Source organism: Paenibacillus oceani (assembly GCF_014705615.1).
Taxonomy (GTDB): domain Bacteria; phylum Bacillota; class Bacilli; order Paenibacillales; family NBRC-103111; genus Paenibacillus_AB; species Paenibacillus_AB oceani.
Genome location: NZ_JACXJA010000006.1, coordinates 67,886 through 88,876, shown reverse-complemented (window position 1 = coordinate 88,876; position 20,991 = coordinate 67,886). Strand labels below are relative to the sequence as shown.

Annotated in this window: 17 protein-coding genes; 13 read left to right on the top strand and 4 right to left on the bottom strand. The window is 57.8% G+C overall.

What is annotated here, in order from left to right:
• The first annotated feature begins 720 nt into the window (after positions 1–720).
• From IDH45_RS05730 to IDH45_RS05690, 9 genes are all read left to right on the top strand, one after another.
• Positions 721–1,860 (top strand): ROK family protein, encoded by a 1,140-nt coding sequence (locus IDH45_RS05730; RefSeq protein ID WP_190925561.1) that lies wholly within the window; start codon positions 721–723, stop codon positions 1,858–1,860.
• A 271-nt stretch (positions 1,861–2,131) separates the two neighbouring features.
• Complete coding sequence (locus IDH45_RS05725) at positions 2,132–3,127, top strand: aldose epimerase family protein (protein WP_190925559.1); 996 nt, start codon at positions 2,132–2,134, stop codon at positions 3,125–3,127.
• A gap of 50 nt (positions 3,128–3,177) precedes the next feature.
• Complete coding sequence (locus IDH45_RS05720) at positions 3,178–5,253, top strand: deoxyhypusine synthase family protein (protein WP_190925557.1); 2,076 nt, start codon at positions 3,178–3,180, stop codon at positions 5,251–5,253.
• A gap of 36 nt (positions 5,254–5,289) precedes the next feature.
• Positions 5,290–6,108, top strand: coding sequence for an HAD family hydrolase (locus IDH45_RS05715; RefSeq protein WP_190925555.1), 819 nt, complete (start codon positions 5,290–5,292; stop codon positions 6,106–6,108).
• Between the two features lie 23 nt (positions 6,109–6,131).
• Positions 6,132–8,540 (top strand): alpha-glucuronidase family glycosyl hydrolase, encoded by a 2,409-nt coding sequence (locus IDH45_RS05710; RefSeq protein WP_190925553.1) that lies wholly within the window; start codon positions 6,132–6,134, stop codon positions 8,538–8,540.
• Between the two features lie 18 nt (positions 8,541–8,558).
• A complete protein-coding gene (locus IDH45_RS05705; RefSeq protein ID WP_190925551.1) occupies positions 8,559–9,587 on the top strand; it encodes a sialidase family protein in 1,029 nt (342 codons plus the stop codon).
• Between the two features lie 45 nt (positions 9,588–9,632).
• Positions 9,633–10,385, top strand: coding sequence for a ThuA domain-containing protein (locus IDH45_RS05700; RefSeq protein WP_190925549.1), 753 nt, complete (start codon positions 9,633–9,635; stop codon positions 10,383–10,385).
• A gap of 20 nt (positions 10,386–10,405) precedes the next feature.
• Positions 10,406–11,467: a Gfo/Idh/MocA family protein gene (locus tag IDH45_RS05695; protein WP_190925547.1), complete on the top strand. Its 1,062-nt coding sequence runs from the start codon at positions 10,406–10,408 to the stop codon at positions 11,465–11,467.
• Positions 11,468–11,511: 44 nt separating this feature from the next.
• Complete coding sequence (locus IDH45_RS05690) at positions 11,512–11,997, top strand: YhcH/YjgK/YiaL family protein (RefSeq protein WP_190925545.1); 486 nt, start codon at positions 11,512–11,514, stop codon at positions 11,995–11,997.
• Between the two features lie 120 nt (positions 11,998–12,117).
• Here IDH45_RS05690 and IDH45_RS05685 read toward each other — a convergent pair whose 3' ends face one another.
• Together IDH45_RS05685 and IDH45_RS05680 are read right to left on the bottom strand one after the other, a co-directional pair.
• Positions 12,118–12,846, bottom strand: a complete 729-nt coding sequence (locus IDH45_RS05685; protein WP_190925543.1) for an SGNH/GDSL hydrolase family protein — start codon at positions 12,844–12,846, stop codon at positions 12,118–12,120.
• A 178-nt stretch (positions 12,847–13,024) separates the two neighbouring features.
• Positions 13,025–13,906, bottom strand: a complete 882-nt coding sequence (locus IDH45_RS05680) for an AraC family transcriptional regulator (protein WP_190925541.1) — start codon at positions 13,904–13,906, stop codon at positions 13,025–13,027.
• Between the two features lie 218 nt (positions 13,907–14,124).
• Here IDH45_RS05680 and IDH45_RS05675 point away from each other — a divergent pair, with 218 nt between their 5' ends.
• Positions 14,125–15,372 (top strand): DegT/DnrJ/EryC1/StrS family aminotransferase, encoded by a 1,248-nt coding sequence (locus tag IDH45_RS05675; RefSeq protein ID WP_190925539.1) that lies wholly within the window; start codon positions 14,125–14,127, stop codon positions 15,370–15,372.
• A 393-nt stretch (positions 15,373–15,765) separates the two neighbouring features.
• On the opposite strand, the gene IDH45_RS05670 is transcribed toward IDH45_RS05675, so the two are convergent.
• Positions 15,766–17,142 carry an extracellular solute-binding protein gene (locus tag IDH45_RS05670; protein WP_190925537.1) on the bottom strand — a complete coding sequence of 459 codons (1,377 nt, stop codon included), beginning with the start codon at positions 17,140–17,142 and terminating at the stop codon, positions 15,766–15,768.
• A gap of 170 nt (positions 17,143–17,312) precedes the next feature.
• Between IDH45_RS05670 and IDH45_RS05665 the strand changes: the two genes are divergently transcribed.
• Positions 17,313–18,344, top strand: coding sequence for a zinc-dependent alcohol dehydrogenase (locus tag IDH45_RS05665; protein WP_190925535.1), 1,032 nt, complete (start codon positions 17,313–17,315; stop codon positions 18,342–18,344).
• Positions 18,345–18,565: 221 nt separating this feature from the next.
• Here the strand turns inward: IDH45_RS05665 and gerQ are convergent, their stop codons facing one another.
• Positions 18,566–19,021 (bottom strand): spore coat protein GerQ, encoded by a 456-nt coding sequence (gene gerQ, locus IDH45_RS05660; protein ID WP_397326993.1) that lies wholly within the window; start codon positions 19,019–19,021, stop codon positions 18,566–18,568.
• 258 nt (positions 19,022–19,279) lie between these two features.
• Between gerQ and cyoE the strand changes: the two genes are divergently transcribed.
• Positions 19,280–20,227, top strand: a complete 948-nt coding sequence (gene cyoE / locus IDH45_RS05655) for a heme o synthase (RefSeq protein WP_317891151.1) — start codon at positions 19,280–19,282, stop codon at positions 20,225–20,227.
• A 153-nt stretch (positions 20,228–20,380) separates the two neighbouring features.
• On the top strand, positions 20,381–20,986 hold the full coding sequence (locus tag IDH45_RS05650; protein ID WP_190925533.1) for an SCO family protein: 606 nt from the start codon (positions 20,381–20,383) through the stop codon (positions 20,984–20,986).
• The last annotated feature ends 5 nt before the right edge of the window (positions 20,987–20,991 follow it).

Sequence of the window (20,991 nt, the reverse complement as noted above, 5' to 3'; positions counted from 1 at the left end):
CAAAAACTACTAATTACCGCCCACCGTCCAAACAGCGGCAAGTTGTTGGGAAGTTGCAGGTGCGTGAGTCGTATGGGTAGGCGTATGGGTAGATACGCGGCGCGTAGGCATGCGAGGGCTCCGGTAACCACGCCCGCTCCGACTTCCGCACCCCGGCTCCCGTTCAGCAACCACTCCAGCACTCACTCCCATTCCTGCTCGGCTTCCCCTCCAGCACCCACTCCGGCATGATGTTAGACTTTACATTGGACACAGGAAACCGAGAGTTCGACAATAGATGGATTCTAAATCGAGGTGTCCGAGAGGACAAAAAAGTATGACAAGGAGTTCAATTTCAAACTGTTCGGCTCATCCAAGAAGAAGGGCAGGAGGTAGCACAGATAGTTTGAGAAATGGGGCTGCATATGAATACGCTCTATCGATGGATGGCTGAATTCAAGAACGATGGTGCACAGGCCTTACCCTCCAGCATCCACCTCGGCTCCCAGTCGCTCCTATTCCAGCACTCACTCCCGCACCCGATCCGACTCTCGCTTCTACTCCCACACCCGAATTCCGTCCATTTATCCGTCCCAGGAAGGTCCTAATCAAAGAATGTCATTTACAACTGCAGATGCCGTTGATTATAATATGAATTAATTAAATAATTAAGAAAATAGGAGGAGACCTGCAATACAGCAAAATAAAATCGCCTATTTGAAACAGGTGAAGCAAAGTAACATGTCCGAAGTTCTCGAGCGGATCTGGCAATTTCAGCAGATTTCGCGGGTGGAACTTGTTGAGCATACGGGGTTGACCTCGGGAACGATTACGAATTTGACGCACGAGCTGATCGGGTTGAAGATTATTCGCGAATTCGAAGCCGTATCGGGGAACGTCGGCCGCAGGAGGGTGATGCTCGGCCTCGACTCGAGCCTGTACCGGATTATCGGGCTGGATATCGGCCGGGCTACGCTGGAGGTTGTAGTCGTCGACCTGAACGGTAAAATCATCAAATCGATCGAACGCGACATGAGCGAGCGGAGAGGTCCCGACGAGTATTTTGACGTAATCGGACCGCTGCTTACCGAGACGAAACGGGAGATCGAGAACGCCGGCTACACGGTACTCGGCCTGGGAACAAGCGTGCCGGGACCGATGGACTACAGCACGGGAGAACTGCTGAATCCGCCGAACTTCCCGGGCTGGAGCGGGTTTCCGCTGCAGCGGACGCTGGAGGAACGGTTCGGCATGGTCACCCTGATCGAGGACGACGCGCGTACGTCCGCGATGGCGGAGCGCTGGTACGGCCTGGGCCGGAACGTGCAGGATCTCGTCTTCATCACGATGGGCATCGGCATCGGCGGCGGCGTCGTATCCGGAGGCAAGATCGTCCGGGGTACGAACGGACTGTGCGGGCAAGTGGGCCATATGACGATCGTCATCGACGGCAAAATATGCGACTGCGGCAACCGCGGCTGCTGGGAAACGGTAGGCTCGATCCCGGGCATACTGGGACGGTGGTCCGGCGGCGGCTCAATGGAGCAACTGCGTGAAGCGATCCGGCAAGGAGACGCGGAAGCGCTGCGCTGCCTGGAAGATACGCTCGGTTATCTCGAAACGGCGCTTATCAATGTGTATAACTTGTACGATCCGGAACTAGTCGTGCTGGGAGGGAGATTATATCCTTATTTGGCGGATTACCTGCTTCCGGTCCGGAACCATCTGCGTTCGAGGCTGTACGCCTTTGCGAAGGACCGGCTGCGGATCGAACCTTCCACCTTCGGTACTTCTCAGAGCGCCGTAGGAGCTGCGGCGCTGTTGTTCGGATTTTTGCTGTCCGAGCCGGTGCGGCTGCTGGCGCTGGCCGAAGGCGGATAAGAGCCCGTGTAGTCCGTTAAGCTTGCCTGAATCGGGCTGCCCCGTGTTGGACTGCAATCGCGTTTCGCTTTGCAGAGCTTCAGCCGCCTTCACGGCATTCTGCACGAATCGTCCGCCTCCGGGTTAGACGGGATGATCCCGCCGGCCCGGACGGGCGGTTTCTGGCAGAGCTGCAGGCCAAGCATCACGTACTCAACTACATAGCACTACATCTTTTTTTTGCCGCATAAACTTAAAGATTAAGTAAATTAAAATCAGGAGGAAGAACCATATGGGAGAGGGAGAATGGTATCGTCCGCATCGCAACGCCGGCTGCAGAATAACCGACGGTCTTACGTTCAAAGGCTACCGGTCGCTGCTGCTCGAAAACGAAAAGGTACTTATTCATCTGCTGCTCGATAAAGGCGGCGAGCCGATCCGCTGGCTGCACAAGCCGACTGACACCGACTTTATCTGGATAGCCGGCAAAGGGCTGGGCCCGAGCCATCCGTTATATTCCGAATATGAAATCAGCTATATCGGCGGATGGCAGGAGATGTTCCCGGAGGTCAGCTATACGTCGACCTACCGCGGTGCGACGGTACACCGCGGCGAGTCGGCGGTAACGCCGTGGGATTACCGGATCATCCGGGACGATCCGGACGAAATCCGGGTGCTGCTGATCAACCAGATCCGCTCGCTGCCGCTGCGGACGGAGAAGCAGATCGTGTTGACGGCGGGAAGCGAGACGGTCCGGATCGAGGAGACGATTTTCAATCTGTCTCCGGCGACCCCGCTCGAAGCGAACTGGGGGCATCATCTGGCGTACGGCCGGCCATTTCTGGGTCCGGATTCGTTTATTACGCTTGGCGAAGGGGCGACCGTTCATCACCCGGTAACCGGGGAAAGCTGGGCATGGCCTCTGATGAGCGGCGGCGGAACTGATACCGATCTGTCGATCATGCCGGCACCGGGGACAAAACGCGATCTGCTCTACATCTCTGCGCCGGACAGCAAGTACCGGCTGCACAGCCCGCGCCGGGGCGTATCGCTCGAGGTGCGCTGGGACGGCAGCGTATGGCCGTATTTGTGGTACTGGCAAAATTTCCAATCCGACTTCGCCGCGCCGTTCTTCGGATGCGACTACAACATCGGTCTGGAAATGTTCAACGTGCCGCCGAAGCTGACGCTGGGCGAAGCGGTCGAGCGCAAGCTGGCGCTGGCCGTGCCGCCGTCGGGGCGCCTGTCGTCATGGCTGGAATTCGAAGCGATTCCCGGAGGGGAATAGCGGCATAGACTTCATCTAATCCAACGCTTGACAGAGGGAGGAGCTAATCTATGACTGCCGGGAAACGATTGATTTTTGCAGCGATACGCACCAATTCGGTGTACGACCGGACCAATCTCGTCACGATCCGCAATATGGCCCGCCCTTACGACGATGAGGCGGAGCCTTGGAGGGGAGCGGAGACGCCGGAGTTCAGCTGTCTGCTCGATACGATTATAGCGAGAAGGCTCGAGGGGAAACCGGTCGTCTGGTCGATGGGAGCGCATGTGATCAAAAACGGGCAGTCCCGCTACGTGATCGAGATGGTGCGTAACGGTTTTCTTACGCATGTATCGGGAAACGGCGCGACGAGCATCCACGACTTCGAGCTCGCCTTTCTCGGGGAAACGTCGGAGGATGTGGCCCGTTCGATCGAGGACGGTTCGTTCGGGATGTGGGAGGAAACCGGCCGGTACATGAACGAGGCGATCCGTGAGGGAGCGGCGCAAGGCTTGGGCTACGGGGCGAGCCTGTATCAGTATTTGTCGGCTCATCCCGAGAAGTTCCCGCATTATGACGACTGCGTCTTCGTTCAGTGCCAGCGTTTCGGCGTTCCGTATACGTGCCATATCTCGATCGGTACCGATATTATTCATCAGCATCCGATTGTCGACTATGAAGCGCTGGGCGGAACGTCCGGGGAAGATTTCCGGCACATGTGCCGATCTGTCGCCGCTATGAAGAACGGGGGAGTCTTTCTCAACTTTGGTTCGGCGATCTCCGGACCGGAAATTTTTCTGCGCGGCTTATCGCTTGCGCGTAACCGGGGGCTGCCGATGCAAGACATCGTCGCCGCGAATTTCGATATCGTTCCCGTAACCGCCGATTCGCGCCCTCCGGAAACGGACCCCGACTACCATTACCGGCCCCGCCGGGTACTGATCGACAGACTCGGCGAGATCGGCGGGGAAGGTTACTTGTTCCACGGGCTGCACCAGCAGACGATCCCCGCGCTGTTCCACGGTCTGATGCGCCGCAAGGAGAAGCTGGACGCCCCATTCGCACCGCCTAAGGATGCGGGCGCCGAAGCGGCGCAAAGCTTGAAGCTGTACCCGGTCGGCGTCAGGCGCAGCAAATTTCGTCTCGACCAGGACACGCCGCCGGACGTTGACGCTGCGGCTGGTCCGGCAGGCGCGCCGCACCACCGGGTGGAAGCGGCACACGCCGGAGGTCCCGCCGGCGGCGCATCCGAGCCGAGGCCGGGAACGTGGACCGATCCGCAGCTAGGCGATCTGATCGCCCGGCTGCAGGAAGCGAAGGAGCGCGGCTGCCGTGTCCTCGTCTCGCTGGGCAGCAACGTGGCCGGCAGCGGAGTTCAGCCTTACTTGATCGATCTGATCCGCCGCGGCTACGTGACGCATCTGGCGCTGACCGGGGCCGCCTGCTTCCAGGATATCGAGCTGGCCGCCTTCGGCCATACGGAAGCGGTGGAGGAAGGGACGCTGAAGGATGGAAAGCTGGCGATGTGGAAGGAAACCGGGGATATCGTGCACGGGGCCCTTCTCGAAGGCAACGCAACCGAAACCGAAACCGAAATCGGAACTGGATGCGGTTACGGGGAGAGCATCATCCGATACGCCCGCAATCATCCCGCCCTTTTCCCGCATATCGAGGACAGCCTGCTCGGAGCTTGCGCCCGGTACGGCATCCCCTATACGTGCCATATTACGATCGGCACGGACGATATCCAGTTGCACCCGATGTCCGACTTCGCGGCCCAGGGGAAGGCGAGCGGCATCGATTTTCAAATGTACTGCCATACCGTAGCTCATCTGGAGGGCGGCCTGTTCCTTAATTTCGGCTCCACTGTCACCGGTCCCGAAGTGTTCCTGAAGGCGCTGTCGATCGCGCGCAACCTGCACTATCCCGTTCATCATATCACTACCGCGAACTTCGACATCGTCCGGCTGGGCGACTACCACAAGAAGGTCGGCTACGAAGATTGGGACTACTACTACCGGCCGCGCAAAAATATCGTTCACCGTCCGACCAGCCTCGGCGGCAAAGGGTTTCATTTTGAAGGGCTCCATGAGGAAACGATTCCCGCGATCTGGGAAGCTCTGGTCGAAGCGGGGCAAGCAACGTAAAGAACGGATATACGATATGGGGGAGGCATAAAGCACATGGAATCTAGCAGCGGAACTACACTGAAGACGCCGGTCAAGGCGATTTTGTTCGATTTCGACGGCACGCTGTCAACGCTCCGGGCGGGCTGGGAAGAGACGATGGCCCCGATGATGAAAGAAGCGATCGCGGGAAGCCGGCAGCTGACGCAGGAGGAATCCGAGGCGCTGGACCGGGAAATCGCCGATTATATCGATCAATCGACCGGAATCCAGACGATATTTCAGATGAGATGGCTGGCGGATCAAGTGGCGAAAAAAGGATGGAACGAGCAGGTGCTCGGGGAGTGGGAGTACAAGGCGGAATACAACCGCCGGCTGCTCGAGACGGTGCGCAGACGGATCGCCGACCTGGAGGCAGGGAAGCTCCGGGCGTCGGATTATTTAATGAAAGGGTCCGAGGCGTTTCTCGAGCTGCTGCACGCCAGAGGGATCGAGATGTTCGTCGCGAGCGGCACCGATCATCCGGACGTTGTGAATGAAGCGAAGGTGCTCGGCGTCCATGCGTATTTTAAGGAAATTGCGGGAGCGCCCGTAGGCCGTGCCGACTGTTCGAAAGAAAAAGTGATGCGCGATCTGCTGGAGCAAAAAGGGTTTCGCAGCGACGAGCTGGCGATTATCGGCGACGGCAAGGTCGAAATCCGGATCGCTCGCGAGAACGGAGCACTGGCGCTGGGACTGGCGAGCGACGAGAACGAGCGGGAAGGCATCAATCCGGTCAAGCTGGAGCGGCTGAAGACGGCGGGAGCGAACCGGATCGCCGGAGATTTTACGAATACGGCGGAGTGGCTGGAATGGCTCGGGCTGGATTCCAAATAAACGAACGGGAGGCGGGACCAATCATGAAAGGGATCGACTTCACAGGAGCGCTGGTTCTAAGCGCGCCTGAGGTTTGCGGACCCGAGGCGAAAGCTATCGACGTACTCGTCGAGGAGATAGCCGATCGGACCGGCGTCGTCCTGGAAAGGACGCAGGTATATGCCCGGCGGCCGGTACCTGTTATCGTTGCCGGAACGGCTGAGTCGCTGCGCCGCATCTCCGGGCTGGAATGGCCGGAGGCGGTGACCGGGGGACTCGCGGAGCTGAAGCCGGAAGGGTACATGCTGCGAACGGAGGGAGGCGATGGCGTACCGCCGGCGGTATGGATCGTCGGAGCGGACGCGAGAGGCGTCCTGTACGGCGCCGGCAAGCTGCTGCGTCTGCTGCGCTGGGGAGCGGGCTCGTGCCGGCTGGAAGGGCCGCTTCATACGATAACCGCCCCGTATTCGCCGATACGCGGCCACCAGCTCGGCTACCGGCCGAAAAACAATGCGCTGGACGCTTGGAGTCCGGAGCAGTTCGACCGGTACATCCGCGAGCTTGCGTTGTTCGGGGCGAATAGCATCGAGATTTTGCCGCCGCGCACCGACGATCATCCGACCGGCCCGCTGATGAAGGTCGAGCCGCTGGAGATGATGGTGCGGATCGCGGAATCGATCGACAGCTACGGGCTCGATACGTGGATCTGGTATCCGAATATGGGCGACGATTACGATGATCCGGTTACGATCGCGGCCGAGCTGGCCGAGCGCGAAGACATTTTCCGCAAGCTTCCGCGCATCCGGGCGTTGTTCGTCCCGGGCAGCGATCCGGGCAAGATGGAGCCTGATCCGCTGTTCGTATGGACGGAGCGGGTAGCCCGGCTGCTCAGGCAATACCATCCGGAGGCGAAAATTTGGCTGTCTCCGCAAATTATGAGGCATGATTCGGCGGCCTGGATGGAAGCGTTTTACCGGCAGGTCGACCGGGAACCGGATTGGCTCGGCGGCATCGTCTTCGGTCCGCATGTCGACGTTCCGCTGCCCGAGCTGAGGCGGCGGATTCCGGCCCGGTACCCGATTCGGCGTTACGAGGATATAACCCACAACTATCATTGCCAATACCCGGTCGCAGACTGGGATATGGCTTATGCGCTCACGCTCGGCCGGGAAAGCTGCAATCCGCGTCCCGCCGCCCAGAAGCATATTCATAACGTGCTTGCGCCTTACGCAGACGGCACGATTGCCTACTCGGAAGGGATCAACGACGATGTGAACAAATTCGTCTGGTCCGATCAGGAGTGGGACCCGGCGACGCCGGTCGTGCAGACGCTGAGAGAGTACGCCGGATTGTTTATCGACGACGAGCGTGCGGAAGCGGTCGCTCAGGGACTGCTCGCTCTGGAGCGCAACTGGGAAGGGCCGCTGGCCGTGAACGACGGAGTCGAAGTGACGCTGCAGCAGTGGAAACGGATGGAGGCGGACGCGCCGCCCCGGATGCGCGACAGCTACCGGTTCCAGATGCATCTGCTGCGCGCTTATTTCGATACGTACACGAAGCGGCGGCTCGCTTACGAGACGGAGCTGGAGTATAAGGCCAGGGAAGCGCTGCAAATGGCGCCTGTCAGCGGAAGTCTGGCTGCGCTGGAGCGGGCCGGGCATATTCTCGGGCAGGCGAGGACGGAGCCGGTGGGGGCTCCTTACAAGGAGCGCTGCGAGCAGCTCGCCGACGAGCTGTTCGCGAACATCGGCTACCAGCTGACGGTAACGCGCCATTTCGCCAGATCGCAAGGCAGAGGCGCCTTCATGGACGCGATCGACGCTCCGCTGAACGACATCCGCTGGCTGCGCACCCAGTGCGAGCTGATTGGCGAGGCGGAAGACGAAGGCGAGCGGCTTGCGCTGATCGAAGGGGCTCTGAACCGGACGGACCCGGGGCCGGGCGGCTTTTACGACAACTTGGGGTCTTGTCGGGGCTTCCGCCGCGTCGATCCGGGTGCAGGCTGGCAGGCGGACCCCGGGTATTTGGCGACGCCGAGAATCGCTTATGCGATGCATCTGCTGTCGATGTCGCCAGAGCGCCAAAAAGAGCTCGGAGGCATACCGCTTTCCTGGGTCGCCCATACGAACGCGATGCTGGATACGCCGATCGTCGTCCGGTACGATTCGCTCGATCCGCAGACGAAGTACAAGGTGAAGGCGGTGCTCGTAGGCGAGACGAGCGGCCGGACGCCAAGGGACTGCTGGGCGAGTCTGACCGCAGGCGACAGCTTCGTGCTGGACGAAGAGGTGCATATCGCGGCAGGAGGCGTGACGACTCGGGAATGCGCGGTTCCGCCGGAAGCGGTGCAGGACGGCCGGCTGAGCCTGACGTTCCGGCGTACGCGCGGTTTCAAGCGGTTGAATGTCGCGGAAGTATGGCTGCTGCCGGAACGGAACCGTTCCGAAATTTGAAGCGGGGGATGATGGGAAATGCGGGTGGAATCCGCCAGTAAAGAGTACATTTTCGAGGACGAGCGGCCTTTTCAGTCCTGTCATGCTTCTACGATCGTAGCGCTGGATCACGGACGGCTGCTGGCCGCCTGGTTCGGCGGGACGAAGGAAGGGGCGCACGATGTCGACATCTGGGGTGCGTTTCGAACGAAGGAAGGCTGGAGCGAGCCGGCGCGTTTGGCAGGAGCCGACGTTCCTCTGTGGAACCCGGTGCTCGACCGGGACGAGAGGGGCATCCTCACGTTATATTACAAATCCGGCGTTAAAATCCCTTCGTGGCGGACAATGGTGACGACCTCCTCCGACGACGGCACGACCTGGTCGGCTCCCCGCGAGCTGATCGAGGGTGACAAAGGGGGACGAGGTCCGGTCAAAAACAAGCTGATCCGGCTGCGCGACGGCACGATGGCCGCCCCCGCATCGCTAGAGACGAAGGAGCGCTGGGACGCTTTCGTCGACTTGTCCGAGGACGGCGGCGCTTCCTGGAACCGGACCGGGTTCGTCCCGCTCCGGCGCGTCCCGAAACAGGAAGGAGAAGCGGCGACGGACATCCGGCCCGCCGAGGAGGCCGACGGCGTGATGAACAAAGGCGTTATCCAGCCTACGCTGTGGGAATCGGAGCCGGGCCGTGTGCACATGCTGCTGCGCACAACCGAAGACACGATCTTCCGCAGCGATTCCGCAGACGGCGGACGTTCGTGGTGCCAGGCCTATTCGATCGGCTTGCTGAATAACAATAGCGGCATCGATCTGGTACAGATGAATGACGGAACGCTCGCGCTTGTTTATAACCCGGTAAGCGGGAGATGGGGGCCGAGAACGCCTCTGGTCGTCCGCTTCTCCTCCGACAACGGAATGAGCTGGGGCGGCGAGTTCGTGCTCGAGAAAGAGCCGGGCGAATATTCGTACCCCGCTATCGTGGCGGACGGCGAAACGCTTCATATTACGTACACCTGGAACCGGGAACGGATCGCGTATTGGAAGCTGACAGTATCCGGAAACGGATAAGGATACGGTACATTTGTGCGATAGGGAAAAGGAGGATGGCGGACGATGATTCGCGTTACGATCTGGAACGAGTATTCTCACGAGCTGCGTAAGGAAAAGGTGGCGGCGATTTACCCGAGAGGCATCCACGGGGCGATCGCCGAAGGGATCGCATCAAGCGATTTTATGATCCGCACCGCGACACTGGCTGAGCCGGAGCATGGACTGACGGACGATGTGCTGCAAAATACCGATGTGCTGATCTGGTGGGGACACCGCGCCCACGAGGAAGTGGACGACGCGATTGTAGACAAAGTGCATGCCCGCGTCTTGAACGGGATGGGGTTCATCGCGCTTCATTCGTCGCATTACTCGAAAGTATTCCGCAAGCTGATGGGCACGACCTGCTCGCTCATCTGGAGAGTGGCGGACGAGAAGGAACGGTTGTGGGTCGTCAATCCCGGTCATCCGATTACGCAGGGCATCGACCGTTATTTCGAGCTGGAGCAGGAGGAAATGTACGGCGAGTTTTTCGACATTCCCGAGCCGGATGAGCTTGTGTTTATGAGCTGGTTCCAGGGCGGGGAAGTGTTCCGCAGCGGCTGTACGTTCCGGCGGGGCAGAGGGAAAATCTTTTATTTCCGCCCGGGCCACGAGACGTATCCGACGTTCCATAACGAATCGGTGCTGAAGGTGATCTCGAACGGAGTCCGTTGGGCGGCACCGGAGCCGGAGCAGGCTCCGCGCAGCGTGCCGCCTAGTCCGCATCCGGCGCTCGAGCCGGTGCCCAGCGAGAAGCCGGTCAAATCATCCAACTAATAGCGAGGAGAGAAAATCGAATGGCAACTTTAAAAGTAGGGGCAGTAGGAACGGGCGGGATGTTCAAAGGCGCGCATCTGGCCGCCTGGCTGGCCAATCCGGACACCGAGCTCGTCGCCTTGTGCGATGCGAATAAGGAGGCGGCTCAGAGAATCGCCGACGAGCACGGCATCGAGGACGTGTACGAGGACTACCGCGAGCTGATCGCGAGAGACGACATCGATATTATTAACGTCTGCACCCCGAACCTGTATCATTCTGAAGTGTCGATCGCCGCGCTGAAGGCGGGCAAGCATGTGTTCTGCGAAAAGCCGGACGCCGTCAGTCCCGAGGAAGCGGTCAAGATGGCGGAAGCGGCGAAGGAGAGCGGCAAGGTGCTGATGGTCATGCGTAACAACCGGTTCCGTTCCGTAGCGCAGTTTCTGAAAACGTATGCGGAAAAAGGCCATATGGGCGACTGCTACATGGGCCGGTGCGGATGGATCAGGCGAAGAGGCATACCCGGCAAAGGCGGCTGGTTTACGACGAAAGAATTGTCGGGAGGCGGTCCGCTAATCGATCTGGGCGTCCATATGATCGACCTGGCTGTCTGGATTATGGGCAATCCGAAGCCGGTTGCGGTTAGCGGCTCGGCATATACGAAGTTTGCCGAGACGGATCTCGCCGATTCGGAGCACAGCGCGTTCGGGGAGAAGAAAAGCGGCGGCGTATTCGACGTGGAGGATCTGGTCTCCGGCTTCATCCGGTTCGAGGACGGGGCGACGCTGCAAATCGAATTCAGCTGGGCGTCCAATATCGAGCAGGAAACCCGGTTCGTCGAGCTGCGCGGCACGAAGGCGGGCTTCAGCTTGAGAAACGACGATTTGAAGCTGTTTACGGAGATCGAAGGGACCCTGTGCAACGTGGAGCCGCAAATCGTCAAAAACGGGCATGGGCACGGCTCCAACATCCACCATTTTGTAGAGGTGGTACAAGGGCGGGAGAAGCCGATTTTTACGCCGGAGCAGGGCGTCGATATGATCAAGATTTTAAGCGCGATCTACGAATCGGCGCGGCTAGGCCGCGAAATCCGGCTCGACTGAGGACAGTTCCTATTCAGGCTTGGCCGGCGGGAGGTTGGATCTATTTGTTCTGGGGGCATATCGACAATTGGGAAGCGGAGAAAGCCATGTGGCCGGCGGCTCTTCAACAAGCGATGGAGCATATCCGCTCGCTGGACTTCGATCAAGTACCGGACGGAAAATACGAGCTGGACGGCAGACGGATGCACGCTTCAATCAAGACGACAACGACGAGAGCCGCGGCGGATCAAAACGCGGAATCGCACCGTACTTATATCGATATTCAATACGTAATCAGCGGCGAGGAGAAGATCGGAGTCGTGCCGTGGCGCTCTTTGCTGCAAGTCGCCAGGGATGATCTGGACACGAGGGACGTCGCTTTCTACGACAAGGTGGAGCAGGAGCTCTGGCTGCACCAGAAGCCGGGGATGTACGCCGTCTTTTTCCCGGCGGATGTTCACCGCCCTTGCTGCAGCGTGAACACGGAAGGCCCGGTACGCCGGATGGTGATCAAAATCGATAGACGGCTGCTGGTTGGCGAAGAGCAATAAAACACCCCCGATGGCCCGAAAGAGCGGTTAAGCTTCCCGGGTCATCGGGGGTTTCGTCAGATTAGGGCATATAAGTTCATTTGTCTGTTTCGGTTTCGGGCGAGGCAGTGATACCGGTATCTAGGATTGCGCTGGTACCGGCGCGTCCGCAAACAGCTTCTGCTCGAGCGCTTCCGCCATCCGTTCGTGGAAGTCGGCGGTCGGATGGTTAATCCCGTTCGACAGCATCTCGTGAATATCGATCCCCTGCTTCTCCATCTCTTCCCACATCGCGTAAATGTCGAGCAGCGCCACATCCTCCTCCCGGGCCATCGCACGAAGAGCCTGTACGTACCGGTGCAGGTTTCCGTTCTCGTATACCCGGGTAAAGTTCGCCACATGGTGGCGGTGCACGTCGGCGATCCGCGGGTTGTCGTGCTTCATCATCATCGGGGGAGTGAACAGCAGCACTTCCGCTTCCGTCTGTTCCTTCACTTGACGGATCAGATCGCGGATCGCCCCGATGTAGTTGTCCAGCCCGGCGTCTCCGCCGTGGGCGTCGTTCAGTCCGAAGCAGATCGTAACCAGATCGGGCTTGTAGATAAGCACGTCATGCTGCCAGCGTTCCCTGGACCGGTGAGCCGTGTCTCCGGATACGCCGGAGTTGATCACGTTCAGGATGCTGATCGGATAACGGTTGGCTACCCGTTTGCGAAGCAATTGATGATAGACGCGCTCATGCTCGACCACGCCTTCCTCCATGCACCCTTGCGTTACGCTGTCGCCTATCGCGACATATATAGCAGGCCTCGCCGCAGGATTTGTTGCCTTCTCCAGCAGTCTGGCTTGCAGTCTTGTAAAGTCGTCCATGAACCGTAAACCTCCTGAGCAAGTGATGAACCCATCATAGCAAATCGGCGGGAACGCCGTCTTTGTACAAAATTGATTTTTGTGCGTCACGAACCTTTAATGGTAAAAGGCGGCGGAACGTACACGGAAAGCGGATAGAAGGGAAGCTGCCCCTTCGAAAAAACGATCGGAGCCGGCTTTACGGGTCCACCCGCGAATGTTTTTTTCTGTAATCGGTTGCGCTCATGCCGGTCGCTTCCTTAAAGACGCGGGTAAACGAGCGCAAGGAAGAGAAGCCGACGTCATAGGCGATCTCCGACACCGACATGTCCGTGGCGCTGAGTAGACCCGATGCCCGGCGAATCCGCAGCTGATGCAAATATTCGAGAAAGTTTTTGCCGAGCAGCCGCTTGAAGGCGTTGCGCACGACAAATACGCTCACCCCGAACTTGCCCGCCACTTCCTCAAGGGAAATATTTTCCTCCAGAAAATGCGTGTTGACGTATTTGACGAAATCCCATTCCTCGGGCTGGGCGGAGGACGGCTGCTCGAGCGAGGCGAAGCCGGGATGGTGGCGGAAAAACAAATAGATCGCCTCCAGCAGCTTAATCCGCATAAAGCCCTGTTTGCCAAGCGTCTCCGGCACGGTCCTGTATTCGTTCTCCAATGCGAAGAGAACCGATTGCAATGCTTCGAACGGCTGGGCAGGGAGATCGTAAAATGGAGTCATCTCGTCCGATAGCCGGACCAGCCACCGCCCGACCTCGGCGAAGTCGGGCTGGAACAGCAGGTTAATATCGAACATGCAGCAAAATTTGACGAGCTTTCGGTCCCCGTGCAGCTTCAGCGCATGCAGATGGTAAGGAAGCAGCAGGCAGATGCTGCCTGGTCCCAGCCGGTGCTCCGCGCCGTTGACGACTTCCGTTCCCTCGCCGCCGGTCACAAGCGATATTTCGACGAACTCGTGATGGTGGTTCGGGTACCCGTTATGGACGGTGTAATGCTTGATGTACAGCGGCAGCTCGCCCTTCTTGAACGTGTTGAGGCGAAGGCTGTCCTGAAAAATAGGAAAAGTCGTCATTCGTTTTTCCTCGCATATCACGATGGGATCAACGTTCGTATGGCCTTATTGTATCAATTATTGGCTTACTTTCCTACACAAATTGGCGCGTAAGCGTTTGCCCGGGCTTTTATAATAGCAACTGAGAGCAGCAGTTATATCCGGCGCCAGAGAAGCCAAGCAAGCAGCCGCTTCGCCTGAGCGGAGCCGGACAATACATGGGATAAGGGGATAGAGCCATGAGTCAAGAAACGTTAGCCATCCACGGCGGTCCGAAAACGAAAACGACTCCGTTCGGCACCGGGAAGCGATTCGGTCTGGACGAAGCGAAGGAGCTCCTGGAGGCGCTTGAGCAAAATACACTGTTTTACCATTTCGGCAAAAAGGTAAAACAATTTCTGAGCGATTTTAACGAGATGTACGGCGTGAAGTACAGCGTCGCGACAACCTCGGGGACGGCGTCGATTCACGTAGCGCTCGGTGCGGCCGGCGTAACGGTGGGCGACGAAGTTATCACGAGCCCGATCACCGACCAGGGGACGCTTATCGGCATTTTGTATCAAAATGCGATTCCGGTGTTCGCCGACCTCGATCCGAATACGTACAACATGGACCCGAAATCGATCGAAGCGCGCATTACGCCGCGTACGAAAGCGATTCTCGTCGTCCACCTGGCGGGCAACCCGGCCGATATGGACGCGATTATGGCGATCGCCCGCAAGCATAACGTCAAAGTCATCGAAGACTGCGCGCAAAGCTACTTGACCAAATACAAAGGCCGTCTGGCCGGCACGATCGGCGATTACGGCTGCTTCAGCACCAATGACTTCAAGCATATCTCGACAGGCGACGGCGGGATCGTGACGGTAAACTCCGGAGACGAGCAGGATTTCCTGACGACGCATGCGTTCGCGGACAAAAACTTCAAACGTTTCGGCGATACGGTTCAGAAAGATCTTCATTACGTGGCGCCGAACTACCGGATGACCGAGCTTCAAGGCGCGGTAGGGATCGCGCAGCTCAAGAAGCTGCCTTGGATTTGCGAGCGCCGTCACAAATTCGGCGACCGGATTACAGCCGGAATCAGCGGTTTGCCGGGCATCGAGCCGCATAAGGTGGAGGAAGGCAACGAGGGGACGTACTGGTTCTACATGCTGCGCATCGACGAGTCCAAGCTGACCTGCACGCGCAAGGAGTTCAGCGAGGCGCTGGCGGCGGAAGGCATTCCGAATACGGCGGGTTATATCGCTTCCGTTATGTACATGCAGCCGTTGTTCCAGAAGCGCCAGGCGTATCTCGGCAGCCACTTCCCGTTTGATATTACGGGAATCACGTATAAGGAAGGCGACTGCCCGGAAGCGGAACGGATTTTGCAGACGGCGATCCGCCTGAGCGTCAACGAGTTTTTCTCCGAGCAGGACATCGACGATATGGTCCGGGCGATCCGCAAGGTCGCGAATCATTTTGCGAAAGTACCTGCGGTATAAGCGAAACGAATACAGCGTATAGATTGAAAACGAGGCGGGGCCGTTCCTCTAAGTCTGATGAGACTTGGAGGACGGCCTTTCTCCGTCTCCTTTCTCCGTCTTCGTTTGGCCTTCAGGCGAAGCAAACTTGCATCGTGTAAAGAAGCAAACTTACATCGGGTAACGAACTGTACGGCGCTTATACTCGCAAAGTACGTTTTTCTGAGATCTAACGAACGCCATCGGCCTTATTAGGCGAAGAACAGTTGGAGATACGATCTTGTAGAGGAGGTAACGTGCCTAAGGTTCGCAACAGCTTTCAATCGCAGCATTTTGGCTGAATAAGGGGTGTGATGCAAAAAGGCCGAGCGCCAGCTTGCAACGCTCAACCTCTTTTTTGAAAATTCCCCGGGCCTACACCGTCTCCTCAATCCTCCGGCTGACGGTGTCCATATCGTCGAGCCCGGCCCAATAGAGCTTCAGCTCGGCGCAGATCCGCACCAGCTCGGCATAGCGGATGTTCATGTCGGCATACAGCCGGTAAGTCGGCACAAGATCCCGGTACACCTCATGGCGGGAGGGACGGTTCAAGCCGTCCGGACCGCTCCATTCGGCGGCTTCCTTGCGGGAAGGCAGACTCAGCGTCGTCTTCCGGATGAACAGCTGGGCTTCTTCCCCCGTGCAATAATCGACGAACCTTTTGGCCGCCTGTTTTTTGCCGCTCTGCTTGTTGACAGCCAGTCCGATCGCCAGCATCAGCGTAGCGGGCTTCCCCGAGTGGGGAAGCGGCGCAATATCGTAATCGAGGTCGGTTTCGCGCAGCGAATTTATACTGAAATAACTCGTGACGATCATCGATACTTTCTGCTGGGCGAATAACGCCTCCGCATCGGCATCCCGCTCGGACAAATAAGCGGAAGCGACGTTTTGCGCGGCAAGCAGGGAGGAGCCGGTTGCGGCCGCCGTGCGGAGCAAGTCCCGGTCGAACGCCAGCCGGCCTTCCGGGCTCCGGCCGAAACGAATCCCGCTTTGCAGCAGAAACAGCGGCCACCGGTTAATCGATAAATAATGCATATAAAAACCGAGATGTCCGCGGCTGGCGGACAGCCGCTTCGACGCTGCCGCCACATCGTCCCATGTCCAGCTGTCGTCCGGCGCGGTCAGCTCCGTTTCGCGGAAATGAACTTTATTGTATGCCAGCACAAACGGGGAAAAAACGAATGGCTGTACATACAGCGCCCCCGCTTCGGTAAACGGCCTGTTCAGGAACGGATACAGCGAACCGGACGGCTCCAGCGGCTCCAGTTGGCCCGAAGCGGGACCGTTCTCCAGCATCGTCTCGAACATCTCGTTGTTTACGGTGACGACATCGATCGGCTCCGCGTTAAGGAAATCGGCGAGCTCGGAAGCGGACCGGGTAGACGGAAGCGGTACCGGTTGTACGACTATGCCCGGATACGTCCGGTGAAACCGGTTCAGCAGCGTCATCAGGTTGACATGCTCGAGCAATGTCGAGAAATACCCGAGCCTGATCGTAACCGTCGCTGCGGCTGCGTTCTGGACGACCCGGGTGCCGATCCGCGGCACCTTCTCAACAAGTCCTTGCTCCACCAGCTGCTCCAGTCCTTTGCGGACGGAGTTTTTGCTTAAGGAAAACTGCTCGATCAATCGATGCTCAGACGGCAAAAAGTCGCCGGGCGCGTACCGGCCCATGCCGATATCGTTGCGCAGCGAGACAAGCATTTCTTCCAGTCGGATGCGAAATGTAGTGCGTTTCGGTTTTGCGGACATGCAGAAACCTCCGAAGATAGTCCGGCCAAACGTACATGGCTTGATCGGTTGTACTCATTATAACGGCAAATGTGCGTGTTGAGAAGTTGACGGTAATGGTTAACCCTCTTTATAATATACAATAAGAACAAGATATGAACCAAAGATCAGCGGAATCGAGGACAGCAATCATGAGAATTGTAACGACCCATAAGGGCGTCATTCGGACGCAAACGGTGCAGGCTCCTTTGTGCGCGGACGGTCACGTTGTTGTAGATACCGTCTACTCGGCGATCAGTCCGGGAACGGAAATTAGCGCGATTAACCGGAGCAGGGAAGTGGAAGATTCGATCGTGCTAGGCTACAGCGCGGCAGGGATCGTGAGAGAAGTCGGGGCTGGCGTAGAGCATGTGCGCCCCGGGCAGCGGGTTGCTTGCTACGGCGGTCCTTACGTCAGGCATGCCGAGCAAATCGTCGTTCCGAGAAATCTGGTCGTACCCGTACCGGACCATGTCGACTTGCGCGACGCTTCGTTCGTGGCGCATGGAGCGATTGCGATTCATGCTTTACGCCAATCCGATCTGCGGTTCGGTGAGACGGCCGTCGTCGTTGGGCTCGGCATCCTCGGACAACTGCTGTGCCAGCTCGCAAGCGCGGCCGGCTTCCGCGTTATCGGGTTTGATCTGATGGAGGAAAGGTGCGAGCAATTGCGGGCCGGCGGAGCCGGCACCGCATGCGTGAATGGAGCGGAACTGGGGGAAGCGATCCGCGACCGTTCCGATGGAGCCGGAGCGGACGCCGTGTTCATCTGTGCGGGCGGCAAGGCGGGGGGCTTGATCGATCAGGCGCTTGAGTGGCTGCGGGATCGGGGCAAGATCGTCATCGTCGGCGACGTCAAAACCGAGTTCAGCCGCAATAAGTTGTTCAGCAAGGAAGCCCAGGTGATCATCTCCCGGGCGGGCGGTCCTGGCCGCTACGATGCCGTCTACGAGCGGGGCGGAGTCGATTACCCGATCGGTTATGTACGGTGGACGGAAGGACGCAACATGGGCGAATATATCCGGATGCTGTCCGAAGGGCGCGTTGCCGTCGGTTCGTTGATTACGTCGTGCGTGCCCGTAGACGATGCGGCCGGCGTGTACGAACAGTTGATGCTCGATCCCGGCAGCCAGCTCGGCGTCGTATTCAGCTACGATAAAGTGCCGTCATCGTCGGCCGTCTGACTGCAAGGTCCATCGGTCGTCCTATATTAAGGAAGAAAAGCGATACGGTCCGAGGCCGGTTTCCCCCGATTCGTTCGGCAGGCCTCAAGGAGCGTATCGCTTTTGGTATAGGAAATGAAGGGCGGCCCTTGCCCGCCTAGGACGGAGGGCCCTCCGTTTGCAGCGGAAAAAGCCGCTAAACGGATCTGTGCATCCGAAGGCAAGCTTCCGTCCGGACGTGTTTACCGGAACGGATATGTGTAGTTGAGCTCTTCGTTAAACGTTACATAGTCCAGGTTGACCATCAACAGCAAGTAACGCATTCCTGTTTTCGGATCGCTGATGATGATATGATCGCGTCCCGCCGCTTCGATGACGCCTCGGAATATTTTGGCGTTCCACTCGCTGTTGTTCTCGTACGTCATGTAAAACGTGCCTGTTTTGCCCAGATTGAGCCGGAGAATATTCTCAACGAACGATTCCTCGGCCGGCAGCATCGGAGTCGGACCCGGCATTCCGGGAATTGTGCCTCCTGTCGTAACCGGCGGCATCGGACTCGGTCCATAGGACGGGAAGCCCGTGCCGGGTTGCGGCATCATTCCGCTTCCGTACGAAGGCATGCCGGAGCCGGATTGCGGCATGGACGGGAAAGACATTTTCGGCGCGCCTGCGCCCGTTTGGTAAGGATTCATGTTCATCATGATCGCATTCCTCCTTGAACGAATTCGTTCAATTTTTTTGTAATGCTTGAAGCGCGATTTGGGGAATAATGTAACGAATCGGGTATGGGCTAAAACCTACTCTATAGTGTATGGGCGGATGCCGGAAAGGTGACATCAGAATCGACAAAATTATGAAAACCAAACTGCGTTTGTTGTCAAATCCGGCACGTGTTGCTATGATAAGGTGAGTACGGCGCCGAGGGCGCTGAAGGAATCGTTCAGGAGGCTTACATTGTGGACAAACAAAGCCGTATAGATTCGGCCACAGCAGCAGCCGCAGATACGGAGGAGGAACAGTCGGCAGCCCGGATTCCGACTTGGAAAATTTTCGTGGAGCTCACCAAACCCGGCATCCTGTTCTCGAATACGATCACGGTATTCGGCGGATATTGGGTCGCGTTGGGCAGCTCGGGAGAATCTTTCCGTCTATCGCTGCTTCTCTACGCGGTACTTGGAGCGCTGCTCGTTATGGCTTCCGGCTGTGTGCTTAATAACTACTGGGATCGGGATCTGGATCAGAAGATGACCCGTACACGCAAGCGTGCGCTGCCGACGGGCATCATTTCCCCGAATATTGTATTAGGGTACGGTATTTTTCTCGGAGCGGCCGGACTGGTGGTCCTGTATTTCGGCACGAACCCGCTTACAGCGCTGCTTGGAGCGGTCGGCCTGATCGTATACGTCTTTATATATACGATGTGGCTGAAGCGGACTTCGACGCTTAGCACGACGATCGGCGCGATCTCCGGATCGATGCCTCCCGTTATCGGGTATTGTGCGATTACCGGTGTTATGGATATGGGCGCATGGATTTTGTTCGGCATTTTGTTTTTCTGGCAGCCGCCGCACTTCTGGGCGCTGGGCATTCGCCGCAAGGAAGAATACCGGGCTGCGGGATTCCCGCTGCTGCCGGTTGTGCACGGCAACGAGCTGACTAAGATGCATATGCTTCGTTTCCTCGTTATGCTCGTACCCGTATCTTTGCTTTTGTACGCATACGGATACGTCGGTGAGATTTATTTGGTCGCGGCGATCGTACTCGGTCTTGCCTGGACGTTTATCGGCCTGGCCGGATTCAAGACGAATGAAGACGACAATTGGGCAAAGAAGATGTTTGTGTTCTCGATCAACTACTTGCCGATTTTGTTCATCGTGATGATCATCGATACGATCCACGCCTAAGCCCAAGCCCGGCCCGGCCGAATTGTAGATACGATCCGCTATTACGGCATACGGCGCGGATAACCGGAACAAGTCTTCATGGCTTGTTCTTTTTTTGGGAATGAAGCACATTTCAACGATTCCTGTTTGGCAGAACAAAGGAGGGCCTTATTCATGGCATTTGTACAAAAACATTGGTTTAAGCTGCTCGTAATCGCAGTGATTGCGGCAGCGGGGGCGGGTTGGGCATACAATTCCCAAAAAGGGGACAAGCTGCCGGTTATTAAGCAGGCGGCCGACTTTCAACTGGAACATACGAGCGGGCAAATGACCGGTTTGAAGGACGATGACGGCAAAGTGCGGCTTGTTTACTTTTTCTGGTCCTCGTGTCCGGACGTCTGCCAGCCGACCACCTATGAGCTGTCGAAAGTGCAGCAGGAGCTGCAGAAGAGCAGTCTGCTCGGATCGGATGCGGTCATCTATTCGATCAGCTTCGATCCGGACAAAGATACGGTCGAGCAGTTGAAAACGTATTCGGCCCGATTCGAAGCGGACCCGAACGGCTGGAAGTTTTTGCGGGGAGATACGAAGAAGATCACCGACCTGGCCAAACAATACGGAGTCAGCGTATTGGCCGGCAAGGACGGAACGTTCGCGCATACGAACTCAGTCGCTCTGGTCGACCGGGCCGGCAATATCCGTAAATATTTTGTTGCGACAAACGGTGATTTGAGCTATCGGCTCGTAGCCGAAGAAGTGAAGAAGCTGGCCAAAGAATAGCGGAG

Excerpts from the sequence above, each read along its gene's own strand:
- IDH45_RS05730 (WP_190925561.1), top strand. The coding sequence starts at position 721 with ATGTCCGAAGTTCTCGAGCGGATCTGGCAATTTCAGCAGATTTCGCGG.
- IDH45_RS05725 (WP_190925559.1), top strand. The coding sequence starts at position 2,132 with ATGGGAGAGGGAGAATGGTATCGTCCGCATCGCAACGCCGGCTGCAGA.
- IDH45_RS05720 (WP_190925557.1), top strand. The coding sequence starts at position 3,178 with ATGACTGCCGGGAAACGATTGATTTTTGCAGCGATACGCACCAATTCG.
- IDH45_RS05715 (WP_190925555.1), top strand. The coding sequence starts at position 5,290 with ATGGAATCTAGCAGCGGAACTACACTGAAGACGCCGGTCAAGGCGATT.
- IDH45_RS05710 (WP_190925553.1), top strand. The coding sequence starts at position 6,132 with ATGAAAGGGATCGACTTCACAGGAGCGCTGGTTCTAAGCGCGCCTGAG.
- IDH45_RS05705 (WP_190925551.1), top strand. The coding sequence starts at position 8,559 with ATGCGGGTGGAATCCGCCAGTAAAGAGTACATTTTCGAGGACGAGCGG.
- IDH45_RS05700 (WP_190925549.1), top strand. The coding sequence starts at position 9,633 with ATGATTCGCGTTACGATCTGGAACGAGTATTCTCACGAGCTGCGTAAG.
- IDH45_RS05695 (WP_190925547.1), top strand. The coding sequence starts at position 10,406 with ATGGCAACTTTAAAAGTAGGGGCAGTAGGAACGGGCGGGATGTTCAAA.
- IDH45_RS05685 (WP_190925543.1), bottom strand. The coding sequence starts at position 12,846 with ATGGACGACTTTACAAGACTGCAAGCCAGACTGCTGGAGAAGGCAACA.
- IDH45_RS05680 (WP_190925541.1), bottom strand. The coding sequence starts at position 13,906 with ATGACGACTTTTCCTATTTTTCAGGACAGCCTTCGCCTCAACACGTTC.
- IDH45_RS05675 (WP_190925539.1), top strand. The coding sequence starts at position 14,125 with ATGAGTCAAGAAACGTTAGCCATCCACGGCGGTCCGAAAACGAAAACG.
- IDH45_RS05670 (WP_190925537.1), bottom strand. The coding sequence starts at position 17,142 with ATGTCCGCAAAACCGAAACGCACTACATTTCGCATCCGACTGGAAGAA.
- IDH45_RS05665 (WP_190925535.1), top strand. The coding sequence starts at position 17,313 with ATGAGAATTGTAACGACCCATAAGGGCGTCATTCGGACGCAAACGGTG.
- gerQ (WP_397326993.1), bottom strand. The coding sequence starts at position 19,021 with ATGAACATGAATCCTTACCAAACGGGCGCAGGCGCGCCGAAAATGTCT.
- IDH45_RS05650 (WP_190925533.1), top strand. The coding sequence starts at position 20,381 with ATGGCATTTGTACAAAAACATTGGTTTAAGCTGCTCGTAATCGCAGTG.